The 12,790-nt window shown below is 39.9% G+C and carries 16 protein-coding genes; 5 read left to right on the top strand and 11 right to left on the bottom strand.

Annotation, left to right across the window (positions count from 1 at the left end; translation table 11 throughout):
- Nucleotides 1-133: 133 nt before the first annotated feature.
- The 5 genes from lacD to RV00_RS10010 are packed head-to-tail and all read right to left on the bottom strand — an operon-like array spanning nt 134 to nt 3,923.
- Nucleotides 134-1,123: a tagatose-bisphosphate aldolase gene (gene lacD / locus RV00_RS10030; protein ID WP_071862566.1), complete on the bottom strand. Its 990-nt coding sequence runs from the start codon at nt 1,121-1,123 to the stop codon at nt 134-136.
- A 39-nt stretch (nt 1,124-1,162) separates the two neighbouring features.
- Nucleotides 1,163-2,089 carry a tagatose-6-phosphate kinase gene (gene lacC, locus RV00_RS10025; RefSeq protein WP_071862469.1) on the bottom strand — a complete coding sequence of 309 codons (927 nt, stop codon included), beginning with the start codon at nt 2,087-2,089 and terminating at the stop codon, nt 1,163-1,165.
- Nucleotides 2,090-2,115: 26 nt separating this feature from the next.
- Nucleotides 2,116-2,631, bottom strand: coding sequence for a galactose-6-phosphate isomerase subunit LacB (gene lacB / locus RV00_RS10020; RefSeq protein WP_071862468.1), 516 nt, complete (start codon nt 2,629-2,631; stop codon nt 2,116-2,118).
- Between the two features lie 24 nt (nt 2,632-2,655).
- On the bottom strand, nt 2,656-3,084 hold the full coding sequence (lacA, locus tag RV00_RS10015; protein ID WP_071862467.1) for a galactose-6-phosphate isomerase subunit LacA: 429 nt from the start codon (nt 3,082-3,084) through the stop codon (nt 2,656-2,658).
- A gap of 53 nt (nt 3,085-3,137) precedes the next feature.
- Nucleotides 3,138-3,923, bottom strand: coding sequence for a DeoR/GlpR family DNA-binding transcription regulator (locus RV00_RS10010; RefSeq protein ID WP_071862466.1), 786 nt, complete (start codon nt 3,921-3,923; stop codon nt 3,138-3,140).
- A 164-nt stretch (nt 3,924-4,087) separates the two neighbouring features.
- Here RV00_RS10010 and RV00_RS10005 point away from each other — a divergent pair, with 164 nt between their 5' ends.
- The 3 genes from RV00_RS10005 to RV00_RS09995 all read left to right on the top strand — a co-directional run bounded on the left by RV00_RS10005 (nt 4,088) and on the right by RV00_RS09995 (nt 6,502).
- Nucleotides 4,088-4,579: a PTS sugar transporter subunit IIA gene (locus RV00_RS10005; RefSeq protein WP_071862465.1), complete on the top strand. Its 492-nt coding sequence runs from the start codon at nt 4,088-4,090 to the stop codon at nt 4,577-4,579.
- Between the two features lie 43 nt (nt 4,580-4,622).
- Nucleotides 4,623-4,922, top strand: a complete 300-nt coding sequence (locus RV00_RS10000) for a PTS sugar transporter subunit IIB (protein ID WP_071862464.1) — start codon at nt 4,623-4,625, stop codon at nt 4,920-4,922.
- Nucleotides 4,923-5,044: 122 nt separating this feature from the next.
- Entirely contained in the window at nt 5,045-6,502 is a 1,458-nt protein-coding gene (locus tag RV00_RS09995; RefSeq protein WP_071862463.1) for a PTS galactitol transporter subunit IIC, read from the top strand.
- Nucleotides 6,503-6,568: 66 nt separating this feature from the next.
- Here RV00_RS09995 and RV00_RS09990 read toward each other — a convergent pair whose 3' ends face one another.
- From RV00_RS09990 to RV00_RS09965, 6 genes are all read right to left on the bottom strand, one after another.
- Complete coding sequence (locus tag RV00_RS09990) at nt 6,569-7,321, bottom strand: DeoR/GlpR family DNA-binding transcription regulator (RefSeq protein WP_071862462.1); 753 nt, start codon at nt 7,319-7,321, stop codon at nt 6,569-6,571.
- 147 nt (nt 7,322-7,468) lie between these two features.
- Complete coding sequence (locus tag RV00_RS09985; RefSeq protein WP_071862461.1) at nt 7,469-8,221, bottom strand: class II aldolase/adducin family protein; 753 nt, start codon at nt 8,219-8,221, stop codon at nt 7,469-7,471.
- A gap of 17 nt (nt 8,222-8,238) precedes the next feature.
- Entirely contained in the window at nt 8,239-8,505 is a 267-nt protein-coding gene (locus RV00_RS09980) for a hypothetical protein (RefSeq protein WP_071862460.1), read from the bottom strand.
- Between the two features lie 29 nt (nt 8,506-8,534).
- Nucleotides 8,535-9,926: a PTS galactitol transporter subunit IIC gene (locus RV00_RS09975; RefSeq protein WP_071862459.1), complete on the bottom strand. Its 1,392-nt coding sequence runs from the start codon at nt 9,924-9,926 to the stop codon at nt 8,535-8,537.
- Nucleotides 9,927-9,956: 30 nt separating this feature from the next.
- Nucleotides 9,957-10,256 carry a PTS sugar transporter subunit IIB gene (locus RV00_RS09970; RefSeq protein WP_071862458.1) on the bottom strand — a complete coding sequence of 100 codons (300 nt, stop codon included), beginning with the start codon at nt 10,254-10,256 and terminating at the stop codon, nt 9,957-9,959.
- 25 nt (nt 10,257-10,281) lie between these two features.
- Nucleotides 10,282-10,740 carry a PTS sugar transporter subunit IIA gene (locus RV00_RS09965; RefSeq protein ID WP_071862457.1) on the bottom strand — a complete coding sequence of 153 codons (459 nt, stop codon included), beginning with the start codon at nt 10,738-10,740 and terminating at the stop codon, nt 10,282-10,284.
- 287 nt (nt 10,741-11,027) lie between these two features.
- Between RV00_RS09965 and RV00_RS09960 the strand changes: the two genes are divergently transcribed.
- Both RV00_RS09960 and RV00_RS09955 read left to right on the top strand, forming a co-directional pair.
- The gene (locus RV00_RS09960; RefSeq protein ID WP_071862456.1) at nt 11,028-11,789 is read left to right on the top strand and encodes a DeoR/GlpR family DNA-binding transcription regulator; all 762 of its coding nucleotides are present in this window, start codon (nt 11,028-11,030) and stop codon (nt 11,787-11,789) included.
- Entirely contained in the window at nt 11,786-12,757 is a 972-nt protein-coding gene (locus tag RV00_RS09955) for a 1-phosphofructokinase family hexose kinase (RefSeq protein WP_071862455.1), read from the top strand. Before RV00_RS09960 ends, RV00_RS09955 begins: the two co-directional genes overlap by 4 nt.
- The last annotated feature ends 33 nt before the right edge of the window (nt 12,758-12,790 follow it).

Genomic DNA, 12,790 nt, shown 5'->3' with positions numbered 1-12,790 from the left:
AACAGTTATCCAAACAAGAGCAGCAATCATCTGAAATGAAATAGCTCGTCGCTTTATTTTCATTATTATAAAAAAAACTGACAAATCTCCCTTCATTCAGGAAAATCCATCAGCTTATTTACTTATTCAACCATTAGCCATTGATCAACACAGTGGCTTGGTCAACAGGTGTTGCTGTCTCTTTCAAGACAGCGTTTAATTCCTCGATATTTTTGCGGCCTTGTGTATTCATCCATTCGATGGTGGCTTCTTGGCCTTTGGTGATGAAGCTCTCGACACCATCAGCCCACGTTGCCCGTCCACAAAGAACACCGTTAAAGGTTGAGCCGGCGTTTTTAGCGAAACGTAGGGTTTCTTGGAACAAATCTGCTTTAACTCCAGCACTCAAGAAAATAAATGGCAGATTGGTTGCTTCAGCTTGTTCTTTGAAGTAGTTGGCAGCTTCGGCTTTGGTGCAGACCGTCTCCCCCGTGCCATAGCCTTCCACGTAATTCATATTGACTGGCACTTCAACTTTCAGTACATCCACTCCGTAACGAGGGTCAGAAAATTCTTTCATCATATCAATAACTTTATGGGGCTTGATTTTCGCGTATTCTTTTGAAGTTGCGTCGGAAATATTGGCGTCATAGGAAACTAATTCTAAGAAGAATGGCAGTTCTTCGGCTTGACATTCAGAGCCGATGCGTTCAATAAAGGCGTGCTTTTGATCATTGATTTCTTTGGCTTCGTCAATGTCGTAATAAAGCAGGAATTTGCAAGCATCGGCGCCCGCTTCTTTCAAGCGTTTAACCGACCAGATCGATAATAAATCGGGTAAACGACCTGGTGTTGACGCATCATAACCCGTTTTTTCGTAAGCCAATAACAGTCCGGCATTGTCCGCCCGAACATTTGCGGCTGGTAAGCCATACTCTGGGTCCAATAGGATTGATGAGGCATACTGGGTAAGTTGAGCGGACACGATTTTTTTGAACTCAATGATTTCAGCTTCAGTCGCGTCAGATCCTTTAAACTTCGTAATCATTTTCTTCAATGCGCCCCGTTGGTCGATCGCCAAAGCTCCGATTACACCATCTTCGTTACATAATTGCTTCATATACTTGTTTTTTTCTGTAGACATTTCCATATTAACCGCCCCTTATTCATTTTAGGTATTGTTTTAGACACTCGTTACGTTGATTTGTTCGACGAGATTTTGATAATTAGCCAATTGGACAAAGCCGGTCGTTGCTTCCTGTGCATTCAGCATGCCCATGGCGTTTCCATGTTTTAAGATTTCTTCTGGTGAAAGACCTTTGGCAATAGCATCAATCAAGCCCGCCACAGTCGCGTCGCCAGAACCAACCGGATTAACGACTTCGATCTTAGGAATCGTCACTTGATAGAACGTCTCGTTGTGTTTGGCAAAAGCACCACCTGCGCCTAGCGAAACCACGATCCATTCGATTCCCGCAAATAATGGATCCGACAAAGCTTCCTTTAATTCAACTGGATCTTTACCGATTGGTTTCCCCAATAGATCAGACAACTCTTCATTGTTCGGCTTGATCAGCAATGGCTTAGCCTTACCTTGTAAGACCTGCTGTAAGGCTGCACCAGAGCAATCTAAGACGACTGGCTTCGATTGGCAAAGCTGGATCATTTGACTATAAAAATCCGTGGGCAAGCCTTCAGGCAGGCTGCCGGAAAAGGATAAAATCTCTGCGGTTGCTGCTAGTTTTTTAAAATGCTGCAAGAACGCCGCGGCTTCTGTGGGCTCAACGACTGGACCGCTTTCCAAGATTTCCGTTTGTTGACCTTCATGTAAGACGGCAATACAATTGCGCGTCTCGCCTTTAATAGAAGAAAAAGCATGTTTGATCTCGGTCTGATCCAAGTCCTGTTTAATCGCTTCACCTAGTACGCCACCGATCAAACCACTAGCAGTCACATCCGCCTCCAATTGTTTCAAGACGCGGGTCACATTCAAGCCTTTACCACCAGCTGTTTTATGAACATTTTTGACTCGATTGACCGTATCCAATGTAAAGGTTTCTAGAGGATACGAGATATCAATTGATGGGTTCATAGTAATCGTTACAATCATTGTCTGTACTCCTTTAGAATGATCGCTTAATCGTGGTATTCGCCACGATCCCATTTTTCGATGAACTCATCGAAAAAATGAGGATCAGACTGATCTGCACTAGCTTTTTCCACATGGTCAATTTTAGCGATCAATTTTTTGTTGGCTTCGGTTTCTTTATATTCTGCTTTAATGAAAGCTTCGAGAATGTCACAAATCAGAAATTCTCCAGTGATTCGTGCGCCAAAGCCGATCACGTTGGCATCCAATTCTTCTTTAGCATAGATTGCGGTGGTCATATCCCGCACCAACGCACTGCGGACGCCAGGAACTTTATTGACCGCATTGTTGATGCCGACACCGGTTCCACATAGACAAACACCTAAATCGGCTTCGCCGCTCGTTACTGCTTCGCCGACTTTTTTACCATAAATCGGATAGTGGGTCCGCGTAAAATCGTAGGTTCCCACGTCTAAAACCTCATAGCCTTTCGCTTTCAAGAAATCTGATACTGCCATTTTTGTATCTGTGACAATGTGGTCACAGCCGATTGCGATTTTCATTTCATTCATCCTCTCTTATTTTGCTTACGCCATTTTATTTAACATATCGACACGTACTTGATGACGGCCGCCATCATAGTTTGCTTGTAAGAATTCCCGGACGATATTCAGCGCTAATTCGTCCCCAACAATTTTTGAACCTAACGTAATCATGCGAGAATTATTATGCTCTCTCGTCATATACGCACTACGTTCATCAGAAACTTCCGCCGCTACCATCCCTTTAACTTTGACTGCTGTAATAAAGCTGCCGGCACCATAACCATCAAAAGCCACACCTAAACTGCCTTCATTTTCATTCAAGTCATTCGCAATCGCTAAAGTCGATTCCACAAAATCCTCAGAAGCGGTTTCACTTTTATCGACAACAGTAAATCCCTTACCGATCAAATCTTCCTTGATTATTTCCTTTAGTCTCATGCCGTCACTGTCTGAACCAATTACTACACGCATTTTTTGTTTCCTCCTATATTCTTTTTTCTTATTAATACCTCATCCTCTTAAACTTATTGGATGACGTTGGTATATTGCTGATAAAAACTCTTCAGCTCGGCTGAAAGAGTAGCATCCGTAAACAAACTGTCGATTTTTCTCAGATCATAGAAGGTATAAAAATCACTATGATCGAATTTATTTGCGTCAGAAACCAAACATTTTTCTGCCGCATTGTCTAAGACGATTTTCTGTAAAGTGCCCTCTTCAATGCTGAAATTAGAGACTTCAGGACCCTTCAGTCCGTTCACTCCGACAAAGGCTTTCTTGATGCCGATTTTCTGCACCGCCTCGTTAGCGATTGATCCGACAAAGGCCCCCGTCTTTTCGCGATACAAGCCGCCGATCAAGTAAAGCTCATGTTTTTTTGTCTCGCTCAATAGGTTAAACACCGGCAGACTATTGGTGACGATTCGTAAAGAAGACTGTTTGATATATTGGGTCATCAACTCGATAGTCGTTCCCGATCCAAGAAAGATCGTATCGTCTTCTTCATTGATATGAGCTGCCGCGTTCTTCGCAATGTATTCCTTCTCAATCGTATGCAGCTTTTTCTTTTCAGAATGAGAAAGCTCATTTGCTTCTATAGTAGAAAAAGAAGAACTGATTCCTTTTTGAGGACTCATTTTTTGTGCCCCACCATGGACTCGCAGGAGTTTTTTCTTACGAGCAAGCTCTTCTAAATCACGGCGAATCGTCATGTCCGAAACCGCTAATGTCTCTTGAATGAATTTGACCGTAATCGTTCCATAGCGATCACACATCGCTAAAATCGATTGTTGTCGTTCAGTTTTCAGCATAAGTTGTACCTCCACGACACTATGATAAAACATTATCAAACATTTATCAACAGTTTTATGTTTATTATTTTTCGTTTTTGTGTTTACAAAGTTTATGTAAGCGATTATACTCAACTTATCAACAACGAACGAACATTAACGAACTTAGAAAGGAGCGGTTTTGTTTGAAAAACTTTTTTTTCAAAGATACCACTTATGTTTCTGACAAGTTGACTCAGTCAGAGGTATTTGAAGAAATTTATTTAGATCTCTTAAATAAACAATTAGTAACAGAAGCTTTTTTGGAGAATCTCTTGGAACGAGAAGAAAACTATCCGACAGGTTTAGATCTATCACCTGTATCTGAAATATTGCCGGATATCGCGATCCCTCATACTGAGAGCGAATTCGTACGAACGACACGAATTGTTCCAATCAAGCTAAAAAATGAAATCCCTTTCCATAACATGATTTCACCTAGCGATCAAGTTTCGGCTCACTTCTTATTTTTGATCCTGAATCAAAATGGTGAAGCACAAGCCGGAATGTTAGCAGACATTATGGACTTCATCAATTCAGTCGATCAAGAAGTACTATGTAATTTTTTCAAGTTGGAAAGTCCTGAAGCAATTTATCAGTTTTTAGAAGAACATTTTAATGTGGAGGTTTCTGCATAATCTGCAGGATAAAAAATAAATTAAAATCGAGGAGCGAATACAAATGATTAGAATTTTAGCAGCATGTGGCGCAGGAGTTAATTCAAGTCATCAAATCAAAAGTGCACTAGAAGGTGAACTAGGCAAGCGAGGCTATCAAGTCTCTTGTGACGCAGTCATGATCAAAGACATCAATGAAGAAATGCTGTCTCATTACGACATCTTTGCCCAAATTGCTAACACTGATTTAGGTTTCAACGTAAATATCCCAGTAATCGATGCGGGTGCGATTCTTTACCGTATTCCAGCTATGGCAGAACCTGTTTATCAAGAAATGGAATCAGCAATCCAATCAATCCAGTAATTTACGTTCAGCTTCACGAGTGAGACAAAATCATCTTCGTGAAGCTGAATAAGGAGACGATTACCCAAAAAATACAATAGTGGGAAGCCTACTTTCCACTCGTATCAGGAAAGGATAAGACAATGAGTACAATTATCGATATCGCCAATACAGTCTTTACCCCACTTATCAATCTTGGAGCGGCACCTTTAATGACCATCGTATTAACTGTTATCGCATTATTTTTTAAAGTAAAACCGACTCGGGCCCTAGAAGGCGGGATTAAACTGGGGATCGCCTTAACCGGTATCGGAGCAATTATTGGTATTTTAACAACCGCATTTTCAGGTGCTATGACCGCTTTTGTTGAACGAACAGGAATTTCATTAAACATTACAGATGTCGGCTGGGCACCTTTAGCGACTATCACTTGGGGCTCACCCTATACACTTTACTTCTTATTGATCATGGTGATTGTAAACATCGTGATGTTGGCAATGAAAAAAACCAACACCTTAGACGTCGATATTTTTGATATTTGGCATTTAGCGATCGTTGGCCTATTCGCGATCTTCTGTGGCGCGAACTTATTTATCGCTACTGCACTAGTAATTTTCATCGGTGTTCTTAAAATCTGGAACTCCGACTTAATGAAACCAACCTTTAACGATTTATTGAATGCGCCAGAAAGTAACCCAATGACGACGACTCATATGAACTATATGATGAATCCCGTGATCATGGTTTTTGACAAAATTTTTGATAAACTATTCCCATGGTTAGACAAATACGATTTCGATGCTGCTAAATTGAATAGCAAGATCGGCTTCTGGGGATCAAAATTTGCTATCGGTATTTATTTAGGAATTTTCGTAGGCTTATTAGCTGGCCAAACACCAACACAGATTTTCTCACTAGCCTTTACAGCTGCTGTCTGTTTAGAATTGTTTTCTTTGATTGGTGCCTGGTTCATCGCGGCTGTAGAACCGTTATCACAAGGGATCACCGACTTTGCTAACAAACGTTTAAAAGGACGTACAATCAATATCGGTTTAGACTGGCCCTTCCTTGCCGGTCGCGCTGAAATCTGGGCAGCCGCAAACGTATTAGCACCCATCATGTTGTTAGAAGCAATCATCTTACCAGGAAATAAATTATTGCCACTTGGCGGAATCATCGCCATGGGTGTGACTCCAGCCTTGTTAGTCGTTACTCGCGGTAAATTGATCCGTATGATCGTGATCGGCGCCATCGAGTTGCCACTATTCCTATGGTCAGGTACATTGATCGCACCATTCGTTACTCAAACAGCGAAAGCCGTCGGGGCCTTCCCTTCAGGACTAAGCGCATCAGCTCAAATCTCTCATACTACTATGGAAGGACCAATCGAAAAATTCTTAGGTTACTTAGTTGGTAACGCATCACAAGGACAAATCGAATTCGTTCTTTACGCCGGCTTAGCATTGGCTGCTTACCTATTAATCTTCATCTGGTATGCACGCCAAATGAAGAAACGTAACGCCGCTTATGCTGCAGAAAAAGAACAAAAGGCGGCACCATCAGTTGCTAACGGCAACGTTGCTCACGCTGAAGCAAAATAAACCAAACAAAGCGACGATCAAAAATTTGATCGTCGCTTTTATTTTCATTTGTATTAAATTCAAAAATCACACCACATATTTCTCTTCTTTTTCAATCTTTTCATAATGTCCCGCTTCATCTTTGTCCGTAATAACTGCCGTCACATCCGCCAAATTATAATAGACCGAGAAATCCTTTTTTCCAATCTTCGAACTATCGATCAATAAAAAGCGTTCTATAGAATTATTCAAGGCAATCTGTTGGGTTTGCCCTTCCTCAAAGGTAGAGGTCATGATTTTCTGCTCATTCAAGGCATTACAGCTAAAGAATGCCTTGTGAAAATTCATGTCCTGCAAGGATTTGTTGGTGATTTCTCCTACAAAACACTGCGTCGTCTCCCGCATTTCGCCGCCTAGTAAATAAATTTTCCGATCGTCTTTGTGCTTGTTTAGCTCTTCAAAAACCGGCCAGCAATTCGTAACGATCCGTAGCCCTTCACCGCGAATAATTTTCGCTAATAATTCCATTGTTGTTCCTGGACCTAAAAAAATCGTATCTCCATCATGAATCAGCTCACTCGCCTTTTCCACGATCCGCTGTTTCTCTTCCTGCAAAAGAATTTGTTTTTCCGTATGTGAAAGTTCTTCATGACGATAAAAATCATTCAGCTTCGCCCCACCGTGGACCCTTTCTAAAAGCCCCTGCCGCTCTAATTCATCTAAGTCGCGCCGCACCGTCATATCTGATACCGATAGCTTTTCCATAATATCACTCACGCGAATGGTTCCATTTATTTCTAACAAAGACATGATTGCTTGAAATCGATCCGTTTTTAACATTTCATCGCCTCTCTTCAATGATAGAGTATCAAATTTTGTTGAAATGTTCTAGCTTTAGTTTCGTTATTCGGTCTTTAATCAACAAAAACAAAAAAACTTGAACAAGAAAATCTACGAAATTTTCTTGTTCAAGTAACTTAGTTAACTTTAATCACCACCGGCAAAAATTTCTTCCCGGTTATAAAGCGGCGTATGGTCTTTTAAATCTTCGATCGTACCGATTTGTTTTCCTTTTGAATAGTAGCCGTCTAGCAGACCCAATGATTGGAAAACCGTTTGTTTATAGGCAATCTCAGCATTCCATTCTGTTGTATCAAGAATCTGCAATGCCTTATGAATCGCTTCGATTCCTGTTTCACCAGGAGCACTGATTAAAACGCCATGACTATTTAATAGTAACATGTTTGGAATTGCTAACTGCTCTTTTTCCATATAAGTAGAAACCAATTCAGCTAATTCCGTCGAACAATTTGGTTCAAAATCAAGCACTGGCACATAGCCAATTTTTTGAGTCGCTTCCGTTAAGTTGGGCATATCCAATCCAGAAGTTGCCCAAAACATCGCGTTTGGGGCATGGGCATGTAGCACCGCTTTAATTTCTGGGTTTGTATCATAAACTGCTTCGTGCAAATTAATTTCCCGTGTTAATTGTCCTACTCCGTCGATCACTTTGCGAGTGTGTGGTTCTACTACTAAAATCTGCGCTGGCGAGACCTCACCTAGATAAGCCTCTGACATCATTGTAGGGGTCATAATAATATATTCTTTTCCATAATCGTCTGTTGTTTTAAAAGAAAAGTTTCCTCCCGCAACATTCGTATTCTTTCGTGCGAAGATCAACTTCACAATCCGTGCTAAATCTTCTCTTTCTCTCTCAAAAATCATCCGTCCGTCTGACATAGTCGAGACCACCTTTTCTATTTTTTGAAAATTCTTTTACTAGTAATTGCTGTTTGAGCCGCATTTCTGACTTCCATCGCTTCTTTGTACTTTCGCTTTCTACGGTCATCGTATTCTTTAAATAAGATCGGATTGCCATACTTGTACACACAAATTGCCAAAATAATGGCAATAAAATTAAAGATCAGCTGCTGAGTCATGAAGGCTAAGAGAAAACTAATAATCGCAAGAAAGAGAACCAATAGCCATTTCGTTTTTTCTTTATTTTCTTTATTGTTAGTCATTCGTTTTCCCTACCCTTCAATGGTTTGAATTAACCAGCGACTTTCACGCCACTGACTTTTTTATCTACTGTTGCTTCGTATCTTTGGCTTGGAACCTTGGCTTTATTCATGTATTTGTATAACCAAACAAACATGGCAATAAAGGCGATCGCACCAACGATTCCTAAAATATTTCCTTTAAAAGCTTCAGCAAATAAAATTCGAAACTCTGGCCCTTCAATTGATGACCACGTGATTTGCTGACCCTTTTTAATTCCTTCTACCGCTCCGGTTTTATCTGCTAAACCAGTTAAAATCGGAGTTAAATAAGTTGCTGCGTATAGATAGATCGGCATTGAAATAACACCCATGATCAGCATTCTGACAAGATTCCCACCAGTTAATAACAACCCGCCGACTGCGATAGAATAGTTAATAATCCCAGCTAATGGTAAAACTGCGTTGCCTGGCAAAATAATTGCGTAGCCAATAAAGACGGGTACTAAAAGAATCGCTGTTACCCAAATTTCTGAACGACCAGCTAATACGGGCCAGTCCAAACCAATATAGACTTCGCGATCTTTGAAACGTTTCTTCATCATTTCAGACATCGCATCTGCTAATGGGGAAAGTGATTGCATGAACATTTTAGAGATCATTGGGAACAATGCCATCGCTGTAGCGATTTGAATAGCCAAGTTCAATGAACCTGATACACCGTATGCCGCAGCTAATCCTAAGCCCAATCCGATGATGAAGCCCATTACTGAGTTTTCTGAGAAAATCCCGATTTTTTTCTTTAAAGCTTTAGTATCCGCCTGTTTGTTAAAGAAAGGAATTTTATCCATAATGATATTGATTGGCAACAAAAGGACTGCTGAAATATTCATTAAGTGAGTAACCGTTACCAATGGAATACCTGTTAAATCTTCAATATGGCGTTGGAACATATCCCCCATCTTCAATTCTAAAATCACTTGCGCGATTGCTGTAGCAAAACCAGCTAATAAACTGCCGCTGATAAAATACACTAGATATGCCGTCAAAGCTTTGCCCCAAACGTTCCACATATCAACGTTGAGCGTCTTCGTCCAGTTCAAAATCAACATGACGAAGTTAACTCCTAAGACAACTGCGAAAAAGACAAATGCGTAAGACCATGACCAAGTAATGCTCGCCGCTCCAGTCCAGCCCAAATCCAGCGCTGGAAGATTCAACCCGGTATTTTTAGCTAACGCTTCTGAAGCCGGGCTAACTGCGTTGGACATGAAACCGATGACCATCGACATTCCGGTAAAGGCGATCCCTAAAGTAATCGCTGACATAAATGCTTTCTTTAATTTCATTCCAGCAACTAAGCCTAAAATCAAGATAATCAATGGGACAAAGATCGCCGAACCCAACCCTAAGATGTAATTAATAATGTCTTGAAATATTTGCACTTTTTCCACTTCTTTCTATAGTAAGTTTTTTTATTCGACTAACGCTTTGATATCATCATAAATCTGCTCTGAGCCCATCCCCGTCAAGAAAGGAATTCCTGGGAAAACCTTAACACCAAGTTCATCAGCTTTTTCTAAGACTTCATCATCTGGCTGCGCAACATATACATAAATACCAGTTGAGGGTAATTCGGTTTGAATCGATTTATAATCCACCGCATCAACCGGGAAATCAATTCCGTCATCTTCTAACAAACTAGCGATCTTACTCGCGATTGTTTGGCTTGTTGCTACGCCGCTTCCACATGCTACAATCAGTCTTCTTTTCATCATAAATTCCTCCTAAACTTCTCTCTTAAATATTGTTAGTAAACAATTGATAGATTTTATTGATATCTTTTTCGTTAATAAATTCAGTGACAAACTCTTCTTTCATGAATAATTCCATAAACGCTTGCAGTAAACCAACTTGACCTTTCGGATCTTTAATACCCAAGAAAAATAAATTTTTCACCTTCATTTCTTGACTATCGCCCATTTGCTTAACTTTCACCTCATCTTTAAGGCGAGCAATGTATACAAATGGCTTCTCAACATACTCTGGATCAGAATGCGGTAGTGCAATATTGACATGCTGGGTGATCAATCCGGTAGGAAATTTTTCTTCCCTAGTGATAATCCCGTTTAAGTAACCTTCGTTTACAAAGCCGAGCTCCGTTAACTGTTTAGCAACCTGTTGAAAAACTTCGACCTCATTTTCTCCCTTTAACTCAAGGCTAATCAGTTCTTGATCGAACATCTCCTTGTAATCCATCATTTCGCTCCTTTCTGATAAACGTTGAAACGTTTTGTTAATCTTTGTTAAGATTTGTTTTACAATGTAAATATAAACCGTTGATTTTCATTTGTCAACGCTTTCTTTTATTTTTTTATCAAAAAGGCACATTTAATTTCAAGCATATCCCAATTTATTTAACAAACATTAACATAACTTAACAGTTTTCACTTGCTTTTTTTCTTTTCTAATGCTATTAATTGTATATAAGAATTCTAGCTTGACTGATTATTTTGTAAGAGCTTACTTATTAAGGAGTGTTTTCTATGTTGAAAAAGGAGCGGCAAGAAAAAATTTTAGCTTTGCTGCATAAGAACGATTACTTATCAATTCCAGAAATATCGACAAACTTAAATGTTTCAGATATGACGATCAGAAGAGATATCAATGAACTGGCGGAGCAATCATTATTAGTAAAAATTTATGGCGGGGCTCAAAAGCTAGAGAAGATTGAACAAGAATTATCGACCCAAGAAAAAATCGATACGAATGTGACCGAAAAACAATTTATCGGTAAAGTAATGAATAGCATTATTTCAGATAATGATACGATTTATATTGGAGCTGGAACAACTATGCTCCACGCCCTGCCCGAAATCAAAAAAGCAAACTTATTTGTCATCACAAATAGTTTGCTGGCCTTTAATTATTTAATTCATAACACGGATTATCGGGTCTTACTGACCGGCGGAGAGTTTTCTCGAACAACGGAGGAATTTTATGGTGAAATCGCTGAAAAAAGCTTCGATAACATCAACATTGATCGAGCATTTGCTGCTACTAATGGTGTTTTTGACAATAATGTAACCACTGCTAATCCTATTGAAGGTTCGATTCAACGTGTTGCTTTTAAACACGCTAGGAAGAAATATGTCGTGGCTGATAGTTCAAAATTCAATCGGTCCGATGTCTATACCTTCTATTCGTTGTCAGATATCGATTGTTTGATTACAGATGATAAGTTAACCGATACAACTCGTGATTATTACAATACCTTTACTAAGATTTTGAAGGAGGAGCAGGCATGATTTTGACAATTACTCTAAACCCATCGATGGATTATAATTACTTAGTTTCTTCGCTTACGCTAGATCAAGTCAATCGTGTAGAAAATCCTCATACTTCCATTGGCGGTAAAGGGATTAATGCTGGTCGAGTCATTGCACAGTCAGGCGAGAAAGTCATCTTAACTGGCATCCTTGGCGGCCCAGTTGGTCAAAATATCCTAGATACCTTGATAGGAGAAGATCGATATCAACTAGAGTTTTTAACCGTTGATGGCAACTCTCGTAACGCAATCACTATCATGCACGATGATGATATTCATACAGAGTTAGTAGAGCGTGGTCTTTATTTATCAAAAAAAGATGACGCAAGGTTCTTCCAACATCTTGCTCTGCTCTTAAACAAATACCCCATCAATGTAATTTGTGTTTCCGGTTCCGTCAATTCCGATGATCCCAATTTTCACGGCAAATTATTGCAGTTTCTACGGGAACGTTTAGGCAATGAATTCCCGATACTGATGGATATCTCCGGTGAGCAATTGGAAAATTGTTTAGCAAATCCTGCTATTCGACCTAGCTTTATTAAACCTAATACGCACGAATTAAGTGAATTGATTGGAAAAGAGATCGATTCACTTGAAGAAATCATCACCATCTTAGAAACGGATCTTTTTGCCGAGATTGAGACGATCATGATTTCCTGCGGCGGTGACGGCGCCATCGTCAAACATAATGAAACCATTTACAACGTTCGGATTCCTGAGGTTCCAATCGTTAATACGACAGGTTGCGGGGATTCTACGGTTGGTGGTATGGCTTATGCCATTAGTCAGAACTTTTCAATTGAAGATGCCATTAAATATGCTATGGCCTGTGGTATTTCCAACGCTCAATTCGAAACAAACGGTACGATTGATAAGGAACAATTAAAGACTTTTATTCCTGACATTCGTTTGGAAAAAATTGCGGCTGTAAGTTCAAAAAATTAAATACGAATATTATAAAAAGACTAGGCAGACCCA

The organism is Enterococcus devriesei, from assembly GCF_001885905.1.
GTDB lineage: Bacteria > Bacillota > Bacilli > Lactobacillales > Enterococcaceae > Enterococcus_A > Enterococcus_A devriesei.
Note: the sequence above shows the minus strand (reverse complement) of the source record. Positions and strands in the feature narration are given on the sequence as shown.

Bases quoted from the DNA above. Each gene is read 5' to 3' on its own strand.
- RV00_RS09990 (WP_071862462.1), bottom strand. From the start codon at position 7,321: ATGTTAAAAACGGATCGATTTCAAGCAATCATGTCTTTGTTAGAAATA.
- RV00_RS09970 (WP_071862458.1), bottom strand. From the start codon at position 10,256: ATGAAAAGAAGACTGATTGTAGCATGTGGAAGCGGCGTAGCAACAAGC.
- lacA (WP_071862467.1), bottom strand. From the start codon at position 3,084: ATGCGTGTAGTAATTGGTTCAGACAGTGACGGCATGAGACTAAAGGAA.
- lacC (WP_071862469.1), bottom strand. From the start codon at position 2,089: ATGATTGTAACGATTACTATGAACCCATCAATTGATATCTCGTATCCT.
- lacD (WP_071862566.1), bottom strand. From the start codon at position 1,123: ATGTCTACAGAAAAAAACAAGTATATGAAGCAATTATGTAACGAAGAT.
- RV00_RS09965 (WP_071862457.1), bottom strand. From the start codon at position 10,740: ATGGATTACAAGGAGATGTTCGATCAAGAACTGATTAGCCTTGAGTTA.
- RV00_RS09985 (WP_071862461.1), bottom strand. From the start codon at position 8,221: ATGTCAGACGGACGGATGATTTTTGAGAGAGAAAGAGAAGATTTAGCA.
- RV00_RS10000 (WP_071862464.1), top strand. From the start codon at position 4,623: ATGATTAGAATTTTAGCAGCATGTGGCGCAGGAGTTAATTCAAGTCAT.
- RV00_RS09995 (WP_071862463.1), top strand. From the start codon at position 5,045: ATGAGTACAATTATCGATATCGCCAATACAGTCTTTACCCCACTTATC.
- RV00_RS09960 (WP_071862456.1), top strand. From the start codon at position 11,028: ATGTTGAAAAAGGAGCGGCAAGAAAAAATTTTAGCTTTGCTGCATAAG.
- RV00_RS10010 (WP_071862466.1), bottom strand. From the start codon at position 3,923: ATGCTGAAAACTGAACGACAACAATCGATTTTAGCGATGTGTGATCGC.
- RV00_RS09955 (WP_071862455.1), top strand. From the start codon at position 11,786: ATGATTTTGACAATTACTCTAAACCCATCGATGGATTATAATTACTTA.
- RV00_RS09980 (WP_071862460.1), bottom strand. From the start codon at position 8,505: ATGACTAACAATAAAGAAAATAAAGAAAAAACGAAATGGCTATTGGTT.
- lacB (WP_071862468.1), bottom strand. From the start codon at position 2,631: ATGAAAATCGCAATCGGCTGTGACCACATTGTCACAGATACAAAAATG.